General features: G+C 57.6%; 24 protein-coding genes and 1 pseudogene. 13 read left to right on the plus strand and 12 right to left on the minus strand.

Going from position 1 to position 23,540, the window contains the following annotated elements; genetic code table 11:
* Positions 1-2: 2 nt before the first annotated feature.
* Both RMV17_RS15985 and ppk2 read right to left on the minus strand, forming a co-directional pair.
* Positions 3-218: a hypothetical protein gene (locus tag RMV17_RS15985; RefSeq protein WP_034155831.1), complete on the minus strand. Its 216-nt coding sequence runs from the start codon at positions 216-218 to the stop codon at positions 3-5.
* Between the two features lie 1,282 nt (positions 219-1,500).
* A complete protein-coding gene (gene ppk2, locus RMV17_RS15990) occupies positions 1,501-2,316 on the minus strand; it encodes a polyphosphate kinase 2 (RefSeq protein WP_311881101.1) in 816 nt (271 codons plus the stop codon).
* Between the two features lie 189 nt (positions 2,317-2,505).
* Here ppk2 and RMV17_RS15995 point away from each other — a divergent pair, with 189 nt between their 5' ends.
* The 5 genes from RMV17_RS15995 to RMV17_RS16015 all read left to right on the plus strand — a co-directional run bounded on the left by RMV17_RS15995 (position 2,506) and on the right by RMV17_RS16015 (position 7,668).
* Positions 2,506-4,632 (plus strand): TonB-dependent receptor domain-containing protein, encoded by a 2,127-nt coding sequence (locus RMV17_RS15995; RefSeq protein WP_311881102.1) that lies wholly within the window; start codon positions 2,506-2,508, stop codon positions 4,630-4,632.
* A gap of 228 nt (positions 4,633-4,860) precedes the next feature.
* On the plus strand, positions 4,861-5,652 hold the full coding sequence (sseB, locus tag RMV17_RS16000) for an enhanced serine sensitivity protein SseB (RefSeq protein WP_311881104.1): 792 nt from the start codon (positions 4,861-4,863) through the stop codon (positions 5,650-5,652).
* Positions 5,653-5,743: 91 nt separating this feature from the next.
* Entirely contained in the window at positions 5,744-6,394 is a 651-nt protein-coding gene (locus RMV17_RS16005) for a hypothetical protein (RefSeq protein ID WP_311881105.1), read from the plus strand.
* A 64-nt stretch (positions 6,395-6,458) separates the two neighbouring features.
* Positions 6,459-7,136 carry a DUF695 domain-containing protein gene (locus RMV17_RS16010; protein WP_311881106.1) on the plus strand — a complete coding sequence of 226 codons (678 nt, stop codon included), beginning with the start codon at positions 6,459-6,461 and terminating at the stop codon, positions 7,134-7,136.
* Between the two features lie 64 nt (positions 7,137-7,200).
* Complete coding sequence (locus RMV17_RS16015; RefSeq protein WP_230669561.1) at positions 7,201-7,668, plus strand: hypothetical protein; 468 nt, start codon at positions 7,201-7,203, stop codon at positions 7,666-7,668.
* Between the two features lie 105 nt (positions 7,669-7,773).
* On the opposite strand, the gene msrA is transcribed toward RMV17_RS16015, so the two are convergent.
* The 3 genes from msrA to RMV17_RS16030 all read right to left on the minus strand — a co-directional run bounded on the left by msrA (position 7,774) and on the right by RMV17_RS16030 (position 10,053).
* The gene (msrA, locus tag RMV17_RS16020) at positions 7,774-8,280 is read right to left on the minus strand and encodes a peptide-methionine (S)-S-oxide reductase MsrA (protein ID WP_034155403.1); all 507 of its coding nucleotides are present in this window, start codon (positions 8,278-8,280) and stop codon (positions 7,774-7,776) included.
* A gap of 85 nt (positions 8,281-8,365) precedes the next feature.
* On the minus strand, positions 8,366-8,659 hold the full coding sequence (locus RMV17_RS16025; RefSeq protein WP_016987909.1) for a hypothetical protein: 294 nt from the start codon (positions 8,657-8,659) through the stop codon (positions 8,366-8,368).
* A gap of 176 nt (positions 8,660-8,835) precedes the next feature.
* Positions 8,836-10,053: an MFS transporter gene (locus tag RMV17_RS16030; protein ID WP_311881109.1), complete on the minus strand. Its 1,218-nt coding sequence runs from the start codon at positions 10,051-10,053 to the stop codon at positions 8,836-8,838.
* Positions 10,054-10,184: 131 nt separating this feature from the next.
* Here RMV17_RS16030 and RMV17_RS16035 point away from each other — a divergent pair, with 131 nt between their 5' ends.
* Positions 10,185-10,799 carry a TetR/AcrR family transcriptional regulator gene (locus RMV17_RS16035; RefSeq protein WP_311881111.1) on the plus strand — a complete coding sequence of 205 codons (615 nt, stop codon included), beginning with the start codon at positions 10,185-10,187 and terminating at the stop codon, positions 10,797-10,799.
* Between the two features lie 136 nt (positions 10,800-10,935).
* Here the strand turns inward: RMV17_RS16035 and RMV17_RS16040 are convergent, their stop codons facing one another.
* A complete protein-coding gene (locus tag RMV17_RS16040) occupies positions 10,936-11,232 on the minus strand; it encodes a hypothetical protein (RefSeq protein ID WP_311881113.1) in 297 nt (98 codons plus the stop codon).
* Positions 11,233-11,295: 63 nt separating this feature from the next.
* Positions 11,296-11,661, minus strand: coding sequence for a hypothetical protein (locus tag RMV17_RS16045; RefSeq protein ID WP_311881114.1), 366 nt, complete (start codon positions 11,659-11,661; stop codon positions 11,296-11,298).
* Between the two features lie 188 nt (positions 11,662-11,849).
* Between RMV17_RS16045 and RMV17_RS16050 the strand changes: the two are divergent.
* From RMV17_RS16050 to RMV17_RS16065, 4 genes and pseudogenes are all read left to right on the plus strand, one after another.
* Positions 11,850-12,410, plus strand: a pseudogene (locus RMV17_RS16050) (hypothetical protein).
* Positions 12,411-12,872: 462 nt separating this feature from the next.
* On the plus strand, positions 12,873-13,235 hold the full coding sequence (locus RMV17_RS16055) for a DUF6124 family protein (protein ID WP_034155408.1): 363 nt from the start codon (positions 12,873-12,875) through the stop codon (positions 13,233-13,235).
* A gap of 203 nt (positions 13,236-13,438) precedes the next feature.
* Positions 13,439-13,981, plus strand: coding sequence for a PAAR domain-containing protein (locus tag RMV17_RS16060; protein WP_080762066.1), 543 nt, complete (start codon positions 13,439-13,441; stop codon positions 13,979-13,981).
* Positions 13,981-14,709, plus strand: coding sequence for an N-acetylmuramoyl-L-alanine amidase (locus RMV17_RS16065; RefSeq protein ID WP_311881115.1), 729 nt, complete (start codon positions 13,981-13,983; stop codon positions 14,707-14,709). Before RMV17_RS16060 ends, RMV17_RS16065 begins: the two co-directional genes overlap by 1 nt.
* Positions 14,710-15,094: 385 nt before the next feature.
* Here the strand turns inward: RMV17_RS16065 and RMV17_RS16070 are convergent, their stop codons facing one another.
* On the minus strand, positions 15,095-15,901 hold the full coding sequence (locus tag RMV17_RS16070) for an HNH endonuclease (RefSeq protein ID WP_080762067.1): 807 nt from the start codon (positions 15,899-15,901) through the stop codon (positions 15,095-15,097).
* 74 nt (positions 15,902-15,975) lie between these two features.
* Entirely contained in the window at positions 15,976-16,779 is an 804-nt protein-coding gene (locus RMV17_RS16075; protein ID WP_311881116.1) for a 2OG-Fe(II) oxygenase, read from the minus strand.
* 267 nt (positions 16,780-17,046) lie between these two features.
* On the opposite strand from RMV17_RS16075, the gene RMV17_RS16080 reads away from it, so the two are divergent.
* Positions 17,047-18,018, plus strand: coding sequence for an AraC family transcriptional regulator (locus RMV17_RS16080; RefSeq protein WP_311881117.1), 972 nt, complete (start codon positions 17,047-17,049; stop codon positions 18,016-18,018).
* Positions 18,019-18,743: 725 nt separating this feature from the next.
* Here the strand turns inward: RMV17_RS16080 and RMV17_RS16090 are convergent.
* The gene (locus RMV17_RS16090) at positions 18,744-20,663 is read right to left on the minus strand and encodes a tyrosine-protein phosphatase (protein ID WP_311881118.1); all 1,920 of its coding nucleotides are present in this window, start codon (positions 20,661-20,663) and stop codon (positions 18,744-18,746) included.
* A 540-nt stretch (positions 20,664-21,203) separates the two neighbouring features.
* Positions 21,204-21,470 carry a hypothetical protein gene (locus tag RMV17_RS16095; protein WP_311881119.1) on the minus strand — a complete coding sequence of 89 codons (267 nt, stop codon included), beginning with the start codon at positions 21,468-21,470 and terminating at the stop codon, positions 21,204-21,206.
* A 143-nt stretch (positions 21,471-21,613) separates the two neighbouring features.
* Here RMV17_RS16095 and tspO point away from each other — a divergent pair, with 143 nt between their 5' ends.
* On the plus strand, positions 21,614-22,054 hold the full coding sequence (tspO, locus tag RMV17_RS16100; protein ID WP_311881121.1) for a tryptophan-rich sensory protein TspO: 441 nt from the start codon (positions 21,614-21,616) through the stop codon (positions 22,052-22,054).
* Positions 22,054-23,031 (plus strand): alpha/beta hydrolase, encoded by a 978-nt coding sequence (locus RMV17_RS16105; protein WP_311881123.1) that lies wholly within the window; start codon positions 22,054-22,056, stop codon positions 23,029-23,031. The genes tspO and RMV17_RS16105 overlap by 1 nt, the downstream gene beginning before the upstream one ends.
* Here RMV17_RS16105 and mug read toward each other — a convergent pair.
* Positions 23,019-23,534, minus strand: a complete 516-nt coding sequence (gene mug / locus RMV17_RS16110; protein ID WP_311881125.1) for a G/U mismatch-specific DNA glycosylase — start codon at positions 23,532-23,534, stop codon at positions 23,019-23,021. The two genes, RMV17_RS16105 and mug, sit on opposite strands and share 13 nt — an antisense overlap.
* Positions 23,535-23,540 lie beyond the last annotated feature (6 nt).

Consider the following 23,540-nt stretch of genomic DNA (forward strand, 5'->3'; position numbering starts at 1 on the left):
GTTCAGCCGTGTGTCCGACCCGAGTCACCGGTGAACACATTGCCTGCGTCGCGCACTAACTGCCGCCACTCGGCACTGGTGATCAGCCCTTGCTCCTCCATTTCATCGGCGGCCTTGAGCAGTTCGTCGTACTGTTCTTCCGGGTCCAGACGCATCTGCGACTGCGTCGCCAGTTTTCGCCATGCCGCCAGTTTTTCTTGTTTGCGCTGATCGAACATCGGGAATGATCTCGTGAAGGACTTCCTTGATAGAAAGACGTGAGATCCCAGTGGTTCAGCGCAGTCGACGGATGGACTGTTTGCTTCCAAAGCGCTTTGCCGATCAGTAAACATGGATACACCAACGAATACTGTGGGAGCGAGCCTGCTCGCGAAAGCGGATTGTCTGCGCCGAAGATATTGGCTGACCCACCGCCATCGCTTGCAGGCAAGCTCCCACAGGGATCGGTGCTGGTCAGAAACAGTGGAGCATTGGTGATCATTGTGGGAGCTGGCTTGCCAGCGATGGCGGTGGGTCAGTCATACAGATGCTGACTGGGCTGGCCTCATCGCTGGCAAGCCAGCTCCCACAGGGTTTGCGCTGATCAGTAATCATGGATGCACCACCGAATACTGTGGGAGCGAGCCTGCTCGCGAAAGCGGTTTGTCTGCGCCTAAGCTATTGGCTGACCCACCGCCATCGCTTGCAGGCAAGCTCCCACAGGGATCGGTGCTGGTCAGAAACAGTGGAGCATTGGTGATCATTGTGGGAGCTGGCTTGCCAGCGATGGCGGTGGGTCAGTCATACAGATGCTGACTGGGCTGGCCTCATCGCTGGCAAGCCAGCTCCCACAGGGTTTGAGCTGATCAGCAATGATGGATGCACCACCGAATACTGTGGGAGTGAGCCTGCTCGCGAAAGCGGATTGTCTGCGCCTAAGCTATTGGCTGACCCACCGCCATCGCTTGCAGGCAAGCTCCCACAGGGATCGGTGCTGGTCAGAAACAGTGGAGCATTGGTGATCATTGTGGGAGCTGGCTTGCCAGCGATGGCGGTGGGTCAGTCATACAGATGCTGACTGGGCTGGCCTCATCGCTGGCAAGCCAGCTCCCACAGGGTTTGCGCTGATCAGTAAACATGGATGCACCACCGAATACTGTGGGAGCCTGCTCGCGAAAGCGGTTTGTCTGCGCCGAAGCTATTGGCTGACCCACCGCCATCGCTTGCAGGCAAGCTCCCACAGGGATCGGTGCTGGTCAGAAACAGTGGAGCATTGGTGATCATTGTGGGAGCTGGCTTGCCAGCGATGGCGGTGGGTCAGTCATACAGATGCTGACTGGGCTGGCCTCATCGCTGGCAAGCCAGCTCCCACAGGGTTTGCGCTGATCAGCAATGATGGATGCACCACCGAATACTGTGGGAGCGAGCCTGCTCGCGAAAGCGGTTTGTCTGCGCCGAAGATATTGGCTGACCCACCGCCATCGCTTGCAGGCAAGCTCCAACACGGATTGGAGCGGTTTTTCAGAACTTCTCGGCCACGCGCCGGTATGGATAATCGGGATCCCGGTACTTGCCCGGTTTCTGCCGTTTGGGCAGTTCGATTTTCTCGCGCTTAACATCCTCATACGGAATGCGGCTGAGCACATCGGTGATGATATTCAGCCGCGCACGGCGCTTGTCGTTGGAGTCGGCCACCAGCCATGGCGCGTGTTCGGTATCGGAGTGTTTGAACATTTCATCCCGCGCCCGTGAGTAGTCGTACCAGCGGCTGTAGGACTTCAAGTCCATGGGTGTCAGTTTCCAGGTCTTGCGACCGTCGTTGATTCGCGCCTCGAGCCGGCGGGTCTGCTCTTCGGGGCTGACTTCCAGCCAGTACTTGAGCAGGATCACTCCCGATTGGACGATGGCGTGCTCGACCAAGGGGATCGATTTGAGGAATTTGTCAGCCTGCTCCTCGGTGCAAAAACCCATCACCCGCTCGACACCGGCGCGGTTATACCAACTGCGATCGAAGATCACCACTTCGCCGGCCGCCGGTAGATGCGGCAGATAACGCTGTACATGCATCTGGCTTTTCTCGCGATCGGTCGGCGCCGGCAGCGCCACCACGCGAAAGACCCGCGGGCTGACACGCTCGGTCAGCGCCTTGATGGTCCCGCCCTTACCGGCGCCATCGCGGCCTTCGAAAACGATGCAGACCTTGACGCCTTTAGCGATCACCCATTCCTGCAACTTGACCAGTTCGACGTGCAGCTTGCGCAACTGGTCGAGGTAATCCTTGTTTTTCAGCTTCGGACTTTCAGGCGCCCTGACGGCCTTCTTTTTGTCTTTTGCCATGACCTTGGCCCTCTCCATTAAATGCAGAAACAGACTGTTGATTGACGGGATACACCAGACACGTGAGGTTAGTTCATGACGTGCTGTTTGCCATTGCCGGGTAAAAAGCAAAATTGCCATGTGTTTCCTTCGTTCTTTCTTGCGTCGCACTGTTCATTGCCCTGCCCTTGTCTGCCTGGAGTTTTCTTGATGTCCGCGTCCAAATCACTGCCCGCCGCCCTGCTAGGCCTGGCTCTCGCCTGCCCGGCGATGGCCGAGACCCAAGGCCTGGAACTGGGGCAAGTGCTGATTTCGGCCGAGGATCGAGACGGCGCCGATGCCGCTGTCGAAGAGGCCAAAACCCGTCTCGAGCAGGTCCCCGGCGGCACCAACGTGGTTGACATGCGTCAACCGTTGCAGGGTCGCGTGGCGAGCAATCAGGATGTGCTGGCGTATCAGCCGGGGGTTTATGCGCAGTCGGCGGGCAACGAAGGCGTGAAAATCTCGGTGCGTGGCTCGGGCATCAACCGCGCGCCGGGCGCCCATGCGTCGGGGCTGTACACCCTGCTCGATGGCCTGCCACTGACCGGCCCGGGCGGCACGCCGTATGAATTGCTTGAACCGCTGTGGGTCGATCACGTTGAAGTACTGCGCGGCGCCAACGGTTTTGATCGCGGCTCGCTGGCACTCGGCGGCGCCATCGATTACGTCAGCCACACCGGCTACAACGCGCCGAAACTGCAAGTGCGCTACGCCACCGGCAGCCACGGCTATCAGCAGCGTCAGGTCAGCTCCGGGCAAGCGCTCGGCGATTTCGATTACTACGTGTCGCTCACCGATTCCAACGCCGACGGCTATCAGGATCACACCGCCAGCGAGAGCAAAGGCCTGATCGCCAACTTCGGCTATCGTTTCAACCCGAACCTGGAAACGCGCTTCTACATCCGCTACCGCGAGACCGACAACGACCTCGCCGGCCGCGTGACCAAGCACTCCATCGAACACTCGCCTCGCGCGGCCAACCCGTCCTATGTGGCACGCGATGACAACCGCAAGCAGCCGGGCAGCACCTTCATCGGCAACAAGACCACCTATTACATCGACGACGATTCAAGCATTCAGACCGGCCTCGTCTACCATGACTACCCGATGGACCTGCGCGAAGGCCCGAACCGCTTGAAAGTCGCCTACACCGACGTCAGCGGTACGTTCGACTACAAACGCCGCGACACGATTTTCAGCATGGAAAGCCGCAGCAACGTCGGCCTGAGCGTGACCAAACACCTGCCCAACGATGGCGCCAGCGAATTTGTGCGCATTCCCACTGGCAACACCGCCAGCTACGCGCCGGGCACACGCATGCGTAACTTCACCTACCAGGGTTCGGACACCGTTCTGCACTTCGGCAACGACCTGGAAATTGCCGACGACCTCTGGCTGACCACCGGTCTCGCCGCCATCTACACCCGCCGCGAAAGCGCCGTGACCTATCCGCAGAGCGGCGGCAAAACCAGCATGAACGACTGGGATTACGCGCCACGCCTCGGCCTGCGTTACCAGATCAGCCCGGATCTGCAAGTGTTCGGCAACCTCAGCCGCTCGGTCGAGGCGCCGCATCCGTGGTCGCTGATCTACAGCTCCAACGTACGCTTCCCCGCCGGCAATGGCGCTGCGACCGGTACGCAGAAAGACCCGATCAAACTGCAGAACCAGACCGCGACCACGCTGGAGCTGGGCGGTCGTGGCGACAGCGTTGTTGGCGAATGGAGTCTGGCGTGGTACTACGCGCAGGTGCGGCATGAACTGCTGTCGGTGTTGCCGGATGCCAACGCCGTCACCCCGTACGAACTCAACGCCAGCCCGACCGTGCACCAAGGCATCGAAGCGAGCCTGAACAGCAAACTCTGGTCAGCGGCCGATGGCCGTCAGTTGAGTTTGCGTCAGGCGTATACCTTCAGCGACTTCCACTATCGCGATGACGATCGCTTCGGCGACAACCGCCTCCCCGGCCTGCCGATGCATTACTACCAGGGTGAGTTGCGTTATGACTGGCCGCAGGGTTTCTTCGCGGCGGTAAATACGCAGTTGGTGTCCAAGGTTGCCGTGGATTATGCCAACAGCTACTACGCCGATCCTTACGCACTGTTTGGCGCGACGCTGGGTTACAACGCGCCGAAAGGTGACTGGCAGGGTTGGGTGGATATGCGCAATTTGACCAACAAGCACTACGCGGCGACTGTGACGCCGGGGTATGACGACAAAGGGCTGGATGCCGCGCGGTCTACGCCGGGTGAAGGGATGGGGGTTTATGTCGGGGTGTCGTGGAGTTTGCTCTGAAGCCTTCCCCCTGCTAGCGATGGCGGATAGGCTGTGCCAACGAAGTTGACTGACCCACCGCAATCGCTGGCAAGCCAGCTCTCACAATGATCTGCGCTGTACCGCAACCTTGTGAGCGACCCAGAAACCTGTGGGAGCGGGCTTGCCCGCGAAGGCGTCAGTAGAACCAGCGTCGGTGTAACTGATCGACGCTTTGCTCTGTTTTAGACCGAGTCAGGGATGAACACCATGGATACCCAACCAGAAAACCTGCTGGAAAAAAGCCTCAAACTGGCCGCCGACGAACCGGCACATCGTCCCGAGTTTTTCAACACCCTGTTGAATTCAAACGTTTACATTCTCGGCACCGCCGGTGAGGCAGACGGCCACGTCAATCTCGAAGCCGGCAGCAACATCAGCATCGCCCATTGGCAAAAACCGGACGGCACCCCGGTCATCCCGTTTTTCTCGTCCCTGCAAACACTGCAACAGTCCATCGACAGCGAGCAGACCTACCTCGAAATACCCGCCCGATCGTTGTTCGAAATCACACTGGGTGCCCTGCTCTGTCTGAATCCGAAGTCGCCGTACGGCAAAGAGTTTTTCCCGCAAGAGGTGCACAATTTGCTCGCCGATGCCGTTGGCCAGACCGCCACGCAACGCACGGTCGAGAAAGAAACCAATGTGCTGCTAGGCCAGCCTGCCGAATACCCGTCACAAATGGTCCACTCGCTCACGCAACTACTTGCCAAACATTCCAATGTGAAGCGCGCGTTTCTGGCATTGATGCATGACACCTCGGTGGACGAAAAACCGCACTTGATCGTGGGTATCGAGGCGGACGGCGATATTGACCGTGTTATGCGTGAGGCGGGCAATGTTGCCGGGGATACCGCGCCGCAGGGCGAGCCGGTTGATTTGTGCCGGGTGTCCCAAGGTGAAGCTGGCCTGAGTGATTACTTTCTCAGGGAGACCACGCCGTTCTATGAGCGCAAGTGGGGCCATAAACTGCGTTCTTTTCTGGGGTTTGGTAAAGCATGATTGAACATACACCGGGACCTTGGGTTCTGGACAAGACCGCCGAGGTCACCGGAACCCAACCCTCTCCAATGCCCGCCGAGTCAGGAAATGAATGAACTTCACCGATGAAATGGCGGCCGCTTTTCCTGCGGGCAATCCGCTGCCCACACGCCTTCGCCAAGCACTTGAGTTGTTGGAAGAACATGGCTGCGTGCGCAGTCACCGCGATGGCACGCGCTACATGACGCTGCATCCGGACCCGGCACATAGCGATGTGGCGACAACCGCTTTTTACCTGCCAGTACCTGCCGACACCGCCCGCTGGACTAATAGCGATGATCCTGACGTAAACCAGCGCCTGACCCTGTTCCTCAGAACCGGTGGGGACGGCTCGTGGGCCGGGCTGTGGCTGGACGACATCGGGCAACAGCGATTCGTCCATCTGGGATCAGGGTCCGGGTCAACGATGCTTTGCGTCCTGACCGACACGATTGAAGACTTGTTGAGGCTGTTGGCTATCGGTTACGACGAACTCTGCTGGCCGGAGCAGTTTCAACTGACCCCGGATGAAGTACGCGAAGAAGAATACGCCGAAGACGATTACCCTCCTCCGCCTCTTCTGTTGCGAAGCCACGTCGCGCGAACGCTCGGGCTGAGCATACCCGCGCGCGCAGCGGAACTGGTCCGCGGTACAGAGTGCATGGATGTGAGCGAATCGAACGACCCCTTCTGGAACTGGCTCAAGCAGGTCAGTCGGCATTAATGGCGACACTGCTCGATCACTTCCACTCCAAACCAGTCCTCGCCCCTCCCAAGGAAGGCATGTTGTGAATGACGGCAAAACCGACAATCGAAACACCCTGAATCGCGCTTGGCCGCTGTTTTTGCTGCTGGTATCGACAGCTCTGCTTAACACGGGCTGCTCCCATCCCCCGCCACCGATCGAACGCGACCCATGCCTGGATGAAGGCCCACTCCACAGTGCCGCTTACGATGACTGCGTGGTTGACCGTAATGACGAACGCGCTGCTGCACTCAATGCCATTCTTGGCAATGGCCCAGATCTTTACCCGCAAATGCGCCTAGCCGAGCCGGGCGAGGACACTTTTCAGGAGTCCGACTATCCGGACACCCCCAGCCCCATGAGTTACCGGACTGCTCGCTCAATTTCCGCGACGGAGCAGCAGGCGCTACCGTTCAAGATGAAAGTCCGCTGGAATTACACCTCCAGGAAACTCCTGCCGAGACCTCGTGATCTTGTACGCATGAATGAGATGGAGGCCCTTTTACTGTCGGCCGCGGCGGATGACGGGCTCGCGAAGTGGATCTTCTACGCCCGAAGTGACACTGATTTCATGAACCAAATGCAGGCGCTGCTGGCACCGAGCGGACCTTATCCTGTCGAATGGAGCGGTCGTAAAGAGCCTGCGCGCAATGCCGAGAGGGCCAATAGTGCCGACCCGTCCGGAGAAATCCGCATTACCCCGAAACGGTGTTTGGAGTGAGAGACAGGGACACTTGTGGCGCTCTCTGCACTTACAGATCATTAAAGGAAAAATGCTCATGGGCATGAAAAAAATTATGCTGGCTGTATTGGCCGCAGCGGCGCTGGCGGGTTGTGGGGGTAACAAGGACAAGGCGCAGGCGTTCGTCGAGTCCAGTGGCATGACCAAGCAATACACCAGCATGGTCGAGACCGCGTCCAGCGGTTATGCCTCCCGCTACCCGATGCTCGAACACGAGCAAATTCGCAACGTCGTGCGAGAGAACATCGATCCTGACGACCTGAAGGGCATGGTCGTGGAAATCTATGCCAATCACTTCAACAACGAGGAGCTTGACCTGCTGACTCGCGCCAACCAGCATCCCGAGCAGGCGATGACGATCATCCTGAGTTCGAAAAAGGGCCGCGATCTGGCCGAAAAATTCATGGCCGTCCAGAGCACCCTCGCTAAAGATATGCGAGATGCAATGGCCGACAGCGATGAGGCGATCATCGATGCGCTGGATGATTTGAAGGATGAAGCGCAGGGCTAAAACGGTGCCATGGGCACTCGCCTCTTCGCGGGCTTGCCCGCGAAGTCGGAAACTCATTCAGCCTTACAACCAATGAAGTGTCGCTGAAAGAAAGGCGCGTGCCCCTCACCCGCGTTTCGGCAACTTCCAGTTCGGCCGAATGAAATGGCAGGTGTAGCCATTCGGAATGCGCTCAAGGTAATCCTGATGCTCCGGCTCCGCTTCCCAGAACGGCCCCGCCGGTTCGATTTCAGTCACCACGCGGCCCGGCCACAGTTTTGAGGCGTCGACATCGGCGGCGGTGTCCTCGGCAATATCGCGCTGCGCTTCGTTGAGGTAATAAATGGCCGAACGATAGCTCCGGCCAAGGTCGTTACCCTGCCGGTTGGGCGTGCTCGGGTCGTGGATCTGGAAAAAGAATTCAAGGATCTGTCGATAGCTGATCACCGCCGGGTCGAAGGTGATCTCGATGGCTTCGGCGTGGTTGCCGTGGTTGCGGTAGGTGGCGTTCGGCACATCACCGCCGGTGTAACCGACGCGGGTCTGCAACACACCGGGATAACGCCGCAGCAGATCCTGCATGCCCCAGAAGCAGCCGCCGGCGAGGATGGCGGTTTCGGTTTGAGTGGTCATGGCGTGTCGTTCCTCTTCGGGATGTTGGGTATAGCGATGGTTATGAGGGCGGGTTGGTGGATTCCAAGGGGCTGAGCCAATAGAACTACTGACGCGCTGAAACCTGATTGGCTTCCTCGAGCAAAGAACCCGTAATCCTTCGGCCGCTGTAATCACTGACAAAATAATTGATTCGGTTAGCCAGATGCTGAATCGATAACCAGCCCAAACCGTGGTAGTCACGCATTTCCTCGGCGTTGAGCTTGATCATGGACTGGTACCCCACAAAAGACGCTTCACATTCAACGAGGATGTAGACAGAACCATCTGCGACCTTGAAAAGTCGCCAGTAGCTGTCGTTGGTGTGATATTCCGCGGGGGTGAGTCGAACCAGTTCCATGATTGAATTCCGTGGGCTTTCTTTTGGTTTCGAGACCATAACATGGCTGCAAAGCCACGGTTTTAGATGAGACGCTTCTGGCCGGTTGCCGACGTCGACGACATTCAGATTCAGGTCAAAAGCGCTAAGCGTGCCATGGTCGCCCTCGAGGCTCACGCAGTGCGCGCATCCGGGCATCAGTGCCCGGCAACCGCAACCGCTCCAGCAACACGCGGCCCCGATCTGAACCCATGCACCCGCGCTCCGAAGGCAATGGCAAACCCTACGCTCACCAGCACCACCATCGCCCACGGAAAAGAGGCAACGCCCCAGCGGTCGAGCAACACCCCGCCGACCACCCCGCTGCCGGCAATCGCGCTGTTCCAAGCCACCACATTCAACGACAGCGCGACATCCGCGCCGTCACCGGCAGCATCCGCCAGTGCCGTCTGCAACAAAGTCGCCGCGCCGCCAAAACTCAATCCCCACACCGACACGCCGATGTAAATCACCTGCGGCACATGCCCCATAAATCCCAGCACCACGCAAACACCAGCGAAGGTAGCGAGGCTCACCAACACCGTTTTGCGCAACAGCGGCTCAACCAGTTTCGCGGTCAGCCAGATCCCCGCCAGCGCGGCGATGCCGAACACCAGCAACACCAGATCCACGCGATCGGCCAGCCCCGCCGGCGCCACAAACGGTGCGATGTAGGTGTAGAGAATGTTGTGCGCCAGCATCCAGCTGATCACCACCGCCAGCACCGGTCGGACGCCCGGCGTCGTCAGCACATCGCGCAGCGACAGGCGCTGATGCGCAGGCTGTGGTGGATAGTCGGGGACTTTCACCAGCACCCAGACGATCAAAATCAAGGTCAGCCCCGACATGATGCCGAACGTCGTACGCCAACCGACCAGCCCTCCCAGCCATGTGCCCAGCGGTACACCCAAAGACAGCGCGATGGGTGTACCGACCATGGCCAACGCCAACGCCTTGCCTTGTTGATCAGGCTCGACCATCCGCCGCGCATAACCAGCCAACAGACTCCACGCCAACCCTGCCGCCACCCCCGCAAAGAAACGCGCCACCAGCGTCACGCCATAGTGCGACGACAGCGCCGTGATCGAGTTGAACAGCAGAAAACCAACGATGGTCAGCAACAACACATTGCGCCGACGCCAGCCGCGCGTGGCAATGGTCATCGGGATCACCGCCAGCACCGAGCCCAGCGCATACGCGGTGACCATCTGCCCGGCCATCGAAGGCGAAATCGCCAGGCCTTCGCTGATCAGCGGCAACAGCCCGGCGGGCAGGGTTTCGGTGACGATGCAGATGAATCCGGTCATGGCCAGCGCAAGCAGCGCGCCGATGGGCAGGCGTTTGGGTGCCGCCGATAGAGTCAATGAAGGTGTCACGGGAAACTCCTTGAGAGCAGAATGTCAGACTTAAATACCGATCGATATAAAATACTGACGGCATCGGATGCACGTTGTCAACGACTTATGTATCGACTAGTATCCAAATCACTTTCCGAGGAGTCTTTGCTATGGCCAGAACCGGCCGCCCCCGCGCATTCAATCGCGACAACGCCGTCGACCAGGCCATGCAATTGTTCTGGCAACACGGCTACGACTCGACATCCCTTTCACTGTTGAAGGCTGAACTGGGCGGCGGCATTTCCGCACCGAGCTTCTACGCCGCGTTCGGCTCCAAAGAAGCCCTGTTCGACGAATGCGTGCAGCGCTACCTGACGACCTTCGCCCAAGTCACCGAATGCCTGTGGGACCAAACCCTGCCGCCGCGCCAAGCCATCGAAACCGCCCTGCGCCAGTCAGCACGCATGCAGTGCGACGACGGCCACCCGAAAGGCTGCATGGTCACCCTTGGCGTCATGAGCGCGCCGAGTCCGGAAAACGCCCACGTCGCTCAAGCCCTCACCCACTCCCGTGCACGAACCCGCGCCGGGATTGTTGCGTGTGTGGAGCGTGGAGTGCGTGAGGGTTTGTTAGCGGACGACACGAACGCAGCCGCCATGGCGACAGTGTTCGACAGTTTCCTGCAGGGGATTTCCATACTTGCTCGGGATGACACGCCGATTGAGAACATTGATGCGGCGATTACGCAGGTGATGCGGACGTGGGATGTGATGGCGAAGAGTTGACGTCTACATTGCCCCCACTTAATCTGCTCCCATCTCGCCCAAGGCAGTACGCGGTCCTAACCATCCAGGACACGCCAAACCCTTGGGCGTTTTCTTATCAAAAAAATGCACGCCTGAAGCGGATGATCTGCGAGCCTCACTCGTAAAACTTCCCAGCCAACAAAATCTCCGCGCACCGTTGCCAGACATTAGAAACGGTAGCATCCGCCTGAGCATTCCTCGAAGTAGCCATCGCCCAAGCAGCCGCAGCATCAAGAAACGTATCGACCGATCCATTTTCCCAGCCTAACGCACCCGCCTGATAAGCAGACGATGGTGTCGCCTTCTCCAGTGCCCGCTCACGGGAGAAATCAGCGCTCAGCGCCGCGACGAAATCGATGAACGATTGCTCATCGGTGACACGTTCCAGCAACTCATCAAGATCTACAGACATAGCCATCCTTGCGTTGAAAGATTAGTGCCGAGCAGCACGCGATAATCACAAGATGCCCCATCGCTAAGCGACCACCTCAACATAACTCGACTCCCCGCCACCCTCGGCCCCCGACAACCACCCCCACACAAACCGCAACGTCGTTTGCCCCGCCTCATCAACCCCCACCATGCCCCGCGACCAACCCGCGAGAATCTCGCCATCCGTGGTGATGCACTGATAAAGCAGCTCGATACTATCCGGCCCGGTCACCCGCCCAACCTGGTTGCCCATGCGAATATGCCCACCCGCATAAGTCCCCCAAACTGCCGCGCCTTCCACGAAGTAATGAAACACCGTGCGCGCATCGGACAAGCCCTGAGCGTTATTCGCCACGGAAAACCGGCGGTTGTTCAAACGCTCCGTGACTTGCGAAAAAGCAGATTCCATAAACACACATCCTTAGTCGAGAAGATCCATTCCAGCCTGCGGGCATCCTAATCCATTACCTCCGCGCAGCAAGGCTCTACAGCCGTTTTCTGCCAACCCAACCGCACAGCCACGTTTGACGGTCCTACCCGCCCCACCTAGTCTGCCCAAACACCCTGACAGCCAAAACCGAGTTCACGAGAGGCAAGATGAGCAACTTCCCAATCGTCGCCACCGTTCTCTCGATGATCCTCGGACTCTCCGTCACCCGCCTGCTGCTCGGCGCATTAACGGTGTTCCGCATCCGCCGCGTCGCCAAGCCAGACTGGGTGGCGCTGGTCTGGGCGGCGATGCTGTTTACCATGCAGCTGCAATTCTAGTGGGCCGTCAACGCACTGTCGGCGGTAAAACAGACCTTCTCTTTTCTCGAATTTCTACTGTTGGTGATGCTGACACTGTCGTTGTTCGTCACGGCGGCGTTGCTGCTGCCGAGCCGCAGTGAGGATGAGCAGAACGGGTTGCGCGTGTATTTCGAACAGGATGGGCGCTATGCATTGCTGTCGCTGTCCACGTATCTGTGCCTGGGGCTGATCGTCAATGTCACGTTGTTTGAGGCATCGCCGGTGGCGCTTTGGGGGTTGCTGGATGTGATCATGATTGTGTTGCCGATTGGCGCGTTTTTGGCTCGGTCGCGTAGAGTGTATGCGGGGATTACGCTGATTTATGTGCCGATTAATGTGATCGATACGCTGATTTCGCTGGCGAATTAAATCTCCCTGTAGCGAAGGGACTTGCTCCGATGGATCGCGAAACGGCTCTCGCTCCTCCAGTCCACAAAGACATCGCAAACACAGCGCGAACTGCCCTGTTGAAGCAATTCCAGAACTTTGTTTAAAGACACCCCAAGTTACGTCATTCCAACCTACAACGCCTTGCGCCGTTGCCTACGACTACGCCAGAATCCGCCGGCTTGTGCGCCGGGTGGGCGGGTTCTATCTTGGGTCGGTCACTGAATAGCAGTGATCGGGTTTGGTAGCCCGTGTATACAAGGTGCGCAATTTCACTATTGGCGAAAGTCTTCGCCTGGCTTTTATGGTGGTCATGCGCAGGGCGCTTTCGAGCGCGCCGGTTTTCCTTGTGTCCCGGTCTACCAACCTGTGCATGGCCGCCACCCACCGTTTGGTAGCGAGAGGGTGATGGCTCCTTTTTAAGCGACACAAGGGAGTTACATCATGTTCAAAATCACACCGAATCCGCCAGAAACCGACCCGATCGCGGGCGACGAATCCCCAGACGCCAAGAAATTCAACGAAGCCGTCGACCGCGCTCTCTCTCATTACCTCGGACCCGCTCCAGAAATCATGCTCACCCCGTACCAAACCAACACGATGTTTATCGCCAATCCAAAAACCAAGACTGAGGAATTGCTGGTGAATGCCAGTGAATCACTCGGCTCGGCTTCGGTGATGCTTGGGGATGTGATCAGTCTGGTTCAGGGACCGGCGCGCAAGACACTGCAAGGCATTGCGCAGGTGGTAATGCTTGGGGAGTTGGCGGTGAATCGGGCGTTGGATAACGTGGTGCCGACGGAGTAACGAAGTCCCCTCCATTGCGGCAGTTGATCTGTCGCCATGGAGGGATCAGCCGAAAAAACCAAAGGGGGGACGCTCCTACTTTCTGGCGAGTCTTCATACCTCTTTTACTTCGTCCTGCTAGCTCGCCCCTTCACTCCGTATGGTCCGTGCCCAGTCTTTTATGCCAAACTTCGACTAACGTAATTTCTACAAGGATGTTTGAGATGTCGGGAAAACCTGCAGCTCGTATTACCGATCCCACTTCCTGCCCTCTGCCTGGGCATGGGGTCAATCCAATAGCCTCTGGATCTCCAGATGTTTTCTTCGACGGCTTAGCTGCCGCACGACAAACAGACAAAAGCGCATGCGGAAGTGCAATTGTCGGAGACGTCGCCTCTACGGTTCTCATCAATGGCTTGCCTGCCGCAACCTTGGGTAGCACCGGCGCCCACGGCAACAATGTCATCGGCGGTTCCGGCACAATCGTAATCGGCAACTCCCACACGCCCGCTCCATTTACACCACCACTGCCATTAGTCCTGCCAAATACCTTTGGTCAATCCTTCAGCGTTCTTAACAGCGAAACGGGCGAGCCATTGGCGCTTAGGGATTATGTTGCCACCGTCGACGGAGTAACGATTACGGGCGTGACGGACGCGAGTGGCGTAGCTCATATAAAAGCCCCATCGAAAGACTCAAAAATCTCACTGCATATCAAGTTCAGTGCGCCGGCAAGAACGCTTGACGAACTATCGGAGGGGCAGTAATGGCCGAAAATTTTTCGACGAAAGCAACTGCTCAAAAAATAAAGCCCGGTGAGTTCATGTGCCCCATCCCCGTGAAAGTGGATGATCGGGCGGCGACACGGGAGGCCATTATTAAAAACATCCGTTCATCTGGAGGCACCTTTACTGAACGCTCTAGTTGGGGAGCAGCCAAGGCAAAGCCGGACATGGAGAAGGATTGGGATTATTCAATGATTGCTCTGCATCATGCAGGCCGCTCATACGAGTGTACTCCGGGCGGCGCCAAGCAAATGAAAGGTGTTCAATCTCATCACATGGGCAACGGATTTGATGATATTGGCTATCACTATGCGATTGCTTGTGACGGAACGGTTCTTGAAGGCCGTGACATCAGATTTTTAGGATCAAACGTTCATCTCTTCAATACAGGCGTAATCGGTATTGTGCTTCTGGAGAACTTGACTACCGCCGAGGAAGGCGGAGACATAGTAGCGAAAGGTAGGGAAACACTGGAGTACTTCGGGGTCAGCACAACAAACGTCATTCCTGCGACACAAATTGATTCGTTGCTGCGTTTGATCGATGTTTTAAAGGGAGTTTTTTTCATTAAGAACTTTGGTGGCCATCGTGAGTACCCTGGCCAAGTGAGCGAAGGGAAAATCTGCCCCGGCAATATTGGTATGGAGCTTGTCAGAAACATCCGTACCAAAACCGGACTTTTACCGCCACCGAAGCCAGGTGCGGAATGAAATATTTCATACTCGCTATTTTAACGTCGCTGCTACTCATTCTGAATATTGGCTTCTACAACGAAGTTTCTGATGCCGAGGTCAATAGAATATTTTTCATAAAAAAGCATCCAACATTTCGAGTGCAGTTTTTTAACATTCACGCCAATGATGGCAATCATCGACGCATAGAAAAACTAACGAGCGAACAGAGACAGGACATCATAGATTATTGCAAATACAGATTAGGTATCGACTCAGATGTTACGACCCAAGCCGATATCGAAACGTGTGCGAAGAGGTAGGACCAAAAAGGTGGATAATGAAGGGAAAATCTGGGACCAGATCACTTCAGATCATGGTGATCTGGCACTGTTACTCCCATCATCTACGATTTTAAAAGCTATTACACGACTGCGTTTTTGTTAAGACGCTGATACCTATCCTTCAACTCTTCCACCGACATTGACGGACGCTGAGTATGAACCATAGCGTGGCAATTCGGGCATAGGGGAACAAGGTCCTCTACCGGATCAATTTTATAGCGTTCATACCTTGTGCTAATGTCAACTCGATGATGTACATGTATATAGCCTTTACCAAAGTCACCGTACACCTTACCAAAGTTAAAACCACAAACAAAACAATCGCTACCGTACTTATCAATACAAGCTGCACGTGCTTCTGGATTCCTCTCGATAGCGGTAGCTCTGATATCCCAGCGTCTCCCTTCCTCAAAAATCTCTTCCTTTATAACTCTTTGAGAGTCGCATTCAAAAAGCGTCCAACGAGAGTTTTGACCTGAACTTTCCTTACCACCGACCTCTTTCCAAAGAGCCTCCGCATCTATTGATGTTAAACACGCAGATCGTTGATGCCCATAACCTTTAATTTGCTCAAGATCGCTTTCAAAAATATATGGGCCAACCACTTCAAAAACACAACAACGCTTGCTTTTAGAGGTAACTATAACGAGATCACCCTCACTCATCCTTTTATAAAGATTCCACAAACTTGGCCCACCAAAGTTTGAGTTCTTTAATTCTGGATATGATCTGGAAATCAAACCTCCTATTCGTCGGGAACCATCGATAGACGCACCACGCAAATCACCAATCTTACTCCACCCAATTGCAATTCGGCTTCGCTGCTTCATTTCCTCAATTGCGCCAGCACTATCCTCATGATGGGCTACAAGCCGCCAAACTTTCATTCGAACTCCTTTTTGACCTGCTTGGTATCTCGGATATTCGCAATTTGCTCTCAGCGCAATGCGTTGGAGCCCCTTCAACCTTTCTTCTTGAATACCTTACTCACGTAATACCTCAAACTCCACCGATCCTTCGGCCGCGGCTTATAGTGCGTTTTATTCCTCTGCCCCGGCTCCCCACCCGCCCCACTCGCCGTGTAGTAATAAAGCGCAATCGACCGCCGAGTGACGTGCTCCGGCGTAGTCAACGGCTCCGGATGCCCGTGATTGCTGTCCTTGTCCGTATTAAAAATCACACACCGGTTGTAAACCGGTAGCACTTTCTTCAGACACTTCTTCATCCCCACATCCCAAAGCTCCAGGTTGCCGCCGTACGCTTCCTGCCAGTCCTCGGTCAGGTAAATGATCACGTTCAGCCGTCGCTCAACGTTGAGTTTTTTGTTCAGCCGAAAATCAGAATGCACGCCGAGGAAGCCGCCGGTTTTGGTTTCGTGCAGGCCGCCGCCGGCGAAGTAAGGGTCGGGGATCAGCCCTTGGATGCCGGTGAGTTTTTCGAGGAATTCCAGCATGGGTGCGGAATTGAAGGTGTTGAAGACGTTCTTCAGGTACGGGCTGCAGGCGTTGGGGCTGATCTGGCGTTTGAGTTGGCCTTTGTAGCCGCGCTCGTAAGTCTGTTCGTTGTTGGTCGGTTCGACCGGGAAGTGTTCGCGGATGCTGGCGATGACGTCGGCTTGCAGGAAGTTGTCGATGACGATGTGCGGGAATGGTGTGGCTTGGGTGTATTCGCTGGTCAGCGATTCGCCGAAAGCGCTGGCGGCGTTTTGGTCGAAGTCGAGTTCCGGGGTCAGGGTGATGGGGAGTGTTTGTGTGTTGGCTTGCATTGCCGCTCCAATTAACTTGAATGCTTTCAGGTCATGTCAAACAGGGCCAAACGCTGAGTGCATCGCCGCTATTTGTTTGCTGACTACAGATGCGAGCAGGTTGCCATGTCGGCCATGGCCTGCCGAGTGTCCTTTTCTTAAACGCGGTGCGGCGCTGTAACGACATGTTTCTGACTGTCACAAACGCGTCATATTTCCTCTGCTAATCTCCTCGACGCCCTGCCCTACACCCCAGTCCTAGAGCCCCCAAACGAAGGTGCCGCCAAGGTGTTTCCGACTCCTGTTCGCCAGCAAATCATCCTGCGCTCCGACAACCTCCGTTCGGACGACTTCGGTGCACTGTTTTCCAGATTGTTTGGCAACCGCTATGCGGACAACCCGCCGCTGCCGTCGAACATCATTATCGGTGGCGTTTACGGGCGGCACGATGGCGTGAGCTTTCGGCGGATGCATTATCACGGTGATTTCACCGTCGCTTTCCCCGATCCACAGGATGAGATCACGTTCGTCATTCCCACTGCTGGCAAGATCGTTTTCAACCACGCTGCTGAGTCCATCGGTGTGTCGCACGTGGGGCTGGCAATCGATAAGGCAGATATCCGTTCGATGCACTTTCTGGATGATCACGCGCATCACGGCATGTCGATCAATCGTCTTCAGCTCACCGAGCGGCTGTCGGCGCTGTTGGATAAGCCGATTTTGCAGAAGATCGTCTTTCAACCCAGCGTTGATCTGAATTCTGCGGCGTTTCAGGGGATCAAGGCGTTGATCGATTTGGCGACGGGGACGGAGTTTGATCTGTTGATCAACAGCGGGACGTTGATGCCGTCGCGGTTGCGCGAGATGTTGGTTGATGCGGTGCTGGAGGCGTGGCCGCACAATTTTTCCGAGGCGTTGCAGCGGCCGGCGCCGATGGTTGCGCCAAGGCATGTGAAGCTGGCGGTGGAGTTTATTCAGGCGCATCCGGAGCAGTTGGTTAGCGGTGTGGATTTGGCGCGGTTGAGTCATGTGAGTCAGCGGGCGTTGCAGGAGGGGTTTCGGCGGTTTGTCGGGATGTCGATTGTGGCGTATCAGCGGCAGGTGCGGCTGGAGCGGGCTTATGAGGTTTTGAAGCAGCGGGGTTCGGGATCGGTGACTGAAGTGGCGTTGCGATTTGGGTTTAGTAATGTGGGGCGGTTTTGTCGGTATTTTCAGGGGGCTTATGGGGTGGGTCCGGCGGAGTTTCGGGCTCGGGGGTGATTGGGTAACAGGTTTGCAAGGTAACGTGTGGTGAGAAGATTTAGCTAAACGTCGCACCGCGCCGATGGGTCGCTAAGCGTGGGGATGGCACGCCGGCGCGGTTGATCGAGGAGTGGGCGCGGAGGCGTTTGACCGAGTTGGCCAGTTGATTTTGCGGTAACTGCTTTCCCCTCATCGGAACGCCGCCCGCCTATCCCTCTCCCCAAGGAGAGGGAACCGAGCCGGGGATATTGAAGATCTACACCGACCTGAGAGTCTTGCTTTGAATCCATAATCGCCTCGATCTTTCAGGTCGATGCATGACGCAAGACGCCTCGGTCAGTCCCGTCTCCCACAACTTCATATACAAGCGCAAGGGACACTCGCAGGTTTTGTGGTGGGGCTGCCCCTCATCGGAACGCCGCCCGCCCAGCCCTCTCCCGAGGGAGAGGGAGCCGATTGGTGGGCTTTTCAAAATCTGAGCTCGACTCGGTATGCCACGTCGGTGTAGCTCTTCCAATCCACACGGTCAGTCCCCTCTCCCTTCGGGAGAGGGTTAGGGTGAGGGGCTTTTGATTGGCTGCTATTGGATGGAATCAAATTTGTGGGAGCGAGCTTGCTCGCGAAAGCGGTGTGTCAGTCGATGTTGATGTTGACTGGTCTGGCGCTTTCGCGAGCAGGCTCGCTCCCACATTGGGTTTTGGGGTGTTTGTTGGATTGGGGGTCTTCCTTGACCCCGTTTTCTTTTAGAACGCGTAGCTGGCCTTGAGGCCGCCGTTGAAGCCGTGGCTGTCGCCGCCGCCATTGGCGCCCACTTCTGCGCCGAGGCTCAGAGCGCCGAGGCTGGCCATGAGGTTGACGCCGCCGCTGAACTGGTCGCGATTATCAAAAGCCGCGCGCTGTTCGATGTCGAGGCCCAGCAGGTGGCTTTGGCTGTCGACCTGGTTGTCGCCCAGTGTGCGTTCGTAACCCACTTGTACACCCGGCACCAGTTGCCATGCGCCCATCGTCACCGGGGCGAAACCTACGTTGAGGTTGGCGACGGCGCTGCGGCGGGTGGCGATGTTGTCGTCGACGTCGAGTGACAGCTCACTGCCCTTCTCTTTGAAGCCGTTGAGGTCGAGGTGGCTGACGCGGAAGCCCAGGCTCGGCTCGAAGGTCATGCCATTGATTGGGGCGCGGTAGCCGAGGGCGACGGTGGCGCCGCTGAGGTTGCCGTGGGTGTTGCCCTTCGCGGTGCCGAGGCCGCCGCCGAGGTCGCGTTTGCTGTCGTAGTCGACGTAGCCGGCGCTGGCATTGGCGTCGAGGAACAGGCCTTGTTCGAGGCTGGTGAAGCCGTAGCGGGCGCCGACGTTGAGGAAGGTGAAGTCGGTATCGGCTTCACCACCCGCGCCGCCGACGCTGCCCTTGCTGTAACCGAAGCCGCCGCGTGCGCTGAGTTGTTCGCTGAAGCGCTGGGTGATGCCGACCATCAGGCCTTGGCTGTGTTCGTTGCTGCTCTCGGCGTGGGCCGAGCCGTCGGTACCGAGGTAGCCGGCGAGCGCGGTGGTCCAGAGGCGATATTGGCCGACCTTGAGGTCGCTGCCGCTGGCGAACGGTGCGGCGGCTTGTTCGATCATCGCGTTTTGCCGCAGCAGGTAGCTGGCGGCGTCAGCGTGAACCTGGCCGCCGACCTGGGATTCGACACCGCCGAGGGTGCCGGCGTCGATGGCCGATTGCAGGTAATAGTTGTAGGCGCTGTAGGTGCCGGACAGGCTGGTGTTTTGCAATTGGCGGAGCAATTCGGCGCCGGCAGCGGCGTTGCCGATCAGCCCGGTCTGACCCGGCAGGCTGTTGTATTCGACCAGTTTGCCGCGCAGCACATAGATGGTTTCTTGCGACAGGCCGAGACCTTGTTTGAGGTAGCTGTCCATGCTGCCGTATTGCGCGGTGACTTCGTCGAGGCCGGCTTGCAGGTAGCTGGCCTGCACGCCGAGCAGCGGCTCGTAAATGGCGGCCATGCTCGGCGGCAGCGCTTTGAGAGTGGCGGCGACGCGGGCGGCGGTGTAGTCGTTGGTGGCGAGGTAGTTGGCCATGATGGTCGCATTATCGACACCGGCGATGCTCTGCAACACGGCGGCGGTCCAGCCGGTGCGGTCCTTGCCGGCGGTGCAGTGGAACAGTTGCGCGGCATCGACGCTGGCGAGTTCATTGAACAGCTTGTTGAACTGGCCGCGCATGCCGGCGTCACTGACGAAGGCGCGGTTGGTCTGTTCCATCATGGCGATGGCGTCGGCGGCGCTTTTGAAGGAGATGTTGGTGATGTTCGCGCCGGAGGTGGTAGATCCGATGATGTCGATGTTCTGGTAGGTCGCGCCACTCAGCATCGTGTCCGGGGTGGCGGCGATTTCGCTGGGGGTACGCAGGTCGTAGACGGCTTTGATGCCGAGGCTGTTGAGAGTCGCCAGGTCGGAGGCCGTCGGGGTTACCGCGTTGGCGCGGTAGAACACGCCAGCGCGCATCGTGCCGTCGTGGGCGGTGGAATACGCGGAGGTGGTGCCGGCGACATCGCGGAAATTGTCCATGCCCTGCAGGCGCGGCGTGTCGAGCAGCACAGGCTCGGCAGCGTGGGCGGCGGCGATGGACAGGCTCAGTACGGACAGCGAACACAGAAGACGTTGAAACACAGTGCAGCCTCATTGTTTAAGCGTTGGGCTGGTCACTATGGGTAGGCAAGTGATACTGAATATGACAGTTTCGGTTTAAATGGAAATGGCTGCGCGATCGGGCCGTGTGATGCGTGATCTGTCCATCCGCCAGAAGATAATGTCTCAAGGATTAACGAAAATGGACTTTCAGATTAGAACGGCAACCCGCGACGATGCGGCAGTGATTAGCGAACTCATCGTGACGACTTTGCATGAGTCCAATGGACGCGACTATTCGGCGCAAATCATTGAGCAAGTGCAGCGCAGCTTTTCACCGCAGGCGATTCTGGCATTGATGGCATGCAAAAGCTGTCGTGAAAACCATGTCGGACCCAACGCAGATATAGAACAACCTGTGGGAGCTGGCTTGCCAGCGATGAGGCCGGGTCAGGTGCAACTTCGCTGTTTGACACACCGCCATCGCTGGCAAGCCAGCTCCCACAGGATTGACGTATCAGCAAAGACTGCCCTGGTCGCGGCGCACGCCAGCCAGAATCTGCGCAATCGCAGGCCCATGCTTCAGTTGGTCTGGCTGACAACCTTGATGTCCGTTATCCCTACTCGCTCGGCATGTTCAAGAATCTGCTCGGGGGTCGAATCCGCTGTGGGCATGATCAAGCCGTTTTCCGCATCGCCCAGATGCAGTTCCAGCAGATGCATCGCGGCCTCGTGCTTGGCCAACTGCTGCTCCTTGAGTTCAAGCAGAAAAGTCCGAGGCTCGTCGTTGAATCGATATTCAATGTGATAGGTGTACATGATGTCATCCGCGTCAGAAGGAAAAGGCAACTGTCTATCCTGACGCAGTGGTCAGTTTTTAGTTCAAATTGAATCACCCCTCAGACCAATCTGGAATTCATGGCAAACTTTTTCCCCGCCGGGGCGTCCCTTTCTTAAACCCCTTACCGGCTGATCTCAGCCAAGGACTGGCGATGACCTTTTTCATTTTTCTTCTGGCCTGCGCGGCTGCGGCAACCACCGGCGTGATGTTCAAACCGGGGCCGTGGTACGAAGGGCTGAACAAACCCGGTTTCACCCCGCCCAATTGGGCGTTCCCCGTGGCCTGGACGATTATCTACCTGCTGCTGGCCTGGGCCGGTTATCGCTTGAGCCTGATCCCCGGCAGCCAGACCGTGCTGGCGCTATGGGCGGCGCAGATTGCGCTGAACACGTTGTGGACGCCGGTATTCTTCGGCGCGCATCAGGTGTTGGCGGCGATGGTGATTCTCACCGTGTTGTGGCTGGTGGTCGCGGCGATGGTGGTGCTGGCGGTACAACTGGACCTGATCACTGGCTTGATTCTGTTTCCTTATCTGGCGTGGCTGTGTGTTGCCGCTGCGTTGAATTTTTCCATCCTGATCAAGAACCGCTGATGACCAATGCCAATTGGGGTACTGAAACACCGTGGCCGCAAGGTGAGCGCGAGTTGGCGCAGGTGCGGGCCTTCAACAAAAAGCTCGCCTGGCTACCGCGTTTCAAGATCCGCAATCGCCTGACACCGCGCTTGATTCAGGCGCTGCTGCGCTTGAGCCAGGTGGCCGGCTCGGGCGCGTTGCGCAAGCTTGGCCTGACGGCTGAGCGCAAGCTGATTGCTAACGTGCCGGTGCGGATCATCCGCCCCAAGGGCCGGGCGAAAGGCGTGGTGCTGGATTTTCACGGCGGCGGCTGGGTGATCGGCAATGCGCAGATGGATGACAATTTCAACGCGGCCATCGTCGACGGCTGCGAGGTGACCGTGGTTTCGGTGGATTATCGATTGGCCGTGTCCACGCCCATCGAAGGCTTGTTGGAGGACTGCCTCAACGCCACTCGTTGGTTGTTACAAGAGGCTGAGTTCGCCGGCCTGCCCGTCGTGGTGGTCGGTGAATCGGCGGGTGGCCACCTGGCGGCGGCGACACTGTTGGCGCTGAAACAATGGCCCGATCTGCTGCAAAGAATCAGCGGCGCACTGCTGTATTACGGCGTCTACGACCTGACCGGCACGCCAAGCGTGCGCAGCGCGCCCGCCGATACGCTGGTGCTCGACGGTCCCGGCATGGTCGAGGCCTTGCGCCTGCTGACGCCGGAACTGACCGACGAGCAACGCCGCCAGCCACCGTTGTCACCGCTGTACGGCGACTTCAGCGGTTTCCCGCCGGCGCTGCTGTTTGCCGGCGAACTCGATCCGCTGCGCGACGACACTCTCGACATCGCCAGGCGCTGGTCGCAATCGGCGCCGGTCGAGATGCACCTGCTGCCATCCTCGCCTCACGGTTTTATTCACTTCCCCACGGCCATTGCTCAAGGTGTGCTGGCCTACAGTCGGAAGTGGATTTCGGCGCGCGTCGCGGCAGCTCTTCAGACCGTTTGAAAACCGGCTGCCCGCGCCAGCTGCCGATACGCCGTGACCAGTTGTTCCAGCGTAAACGCCAGATTGCGTCCGCTGGGATTAGGCAGCACCCAGACCGCCGCATTGCCGAACGTTTCGGCTTGACGCCCCCAGGCAATGAGCTTTTTCCCGGACAGCCCCGAATAAGCCGCTTTGCCAAGAAACGCCACATGGCGTGGCTTGTAGCGAACAATCTTCTGCTCAAAATCCACCGCAGCGGCGACAAATTCCTGCGCAGACACTTGATCCGCCCGCGCGGTTGGCCGGGCGACCACCGCCGTCAAACCGCACTGGTATTGCAGAATCGAGCGGTCGTTTTCCGGGCGGACTTCGTCGGGTGTGAACCCGGCCAGATGCAACGTGCGCCAGAACCGATTGCTGCGCCCGGCGAAATGATGTCCCTGCTCCGCCGCGAGCAGACCGGGATTGATCCCGCAAAAGACCACTGACAGATCCTCCGCAAGAATGTCTTCGAGGGCGTCCATGAGCGC

The organism is Pseudomonas sp. VD-NE ins (assembly GCF_031882575.1).
GTDB lineage: Bacteria > Pseudomonadota > Gammaproteobacteria > Pseudomonadales > Pseudomonadaceae > Aquipseudomonas > Aquipseudomonas fluorescens_BZ.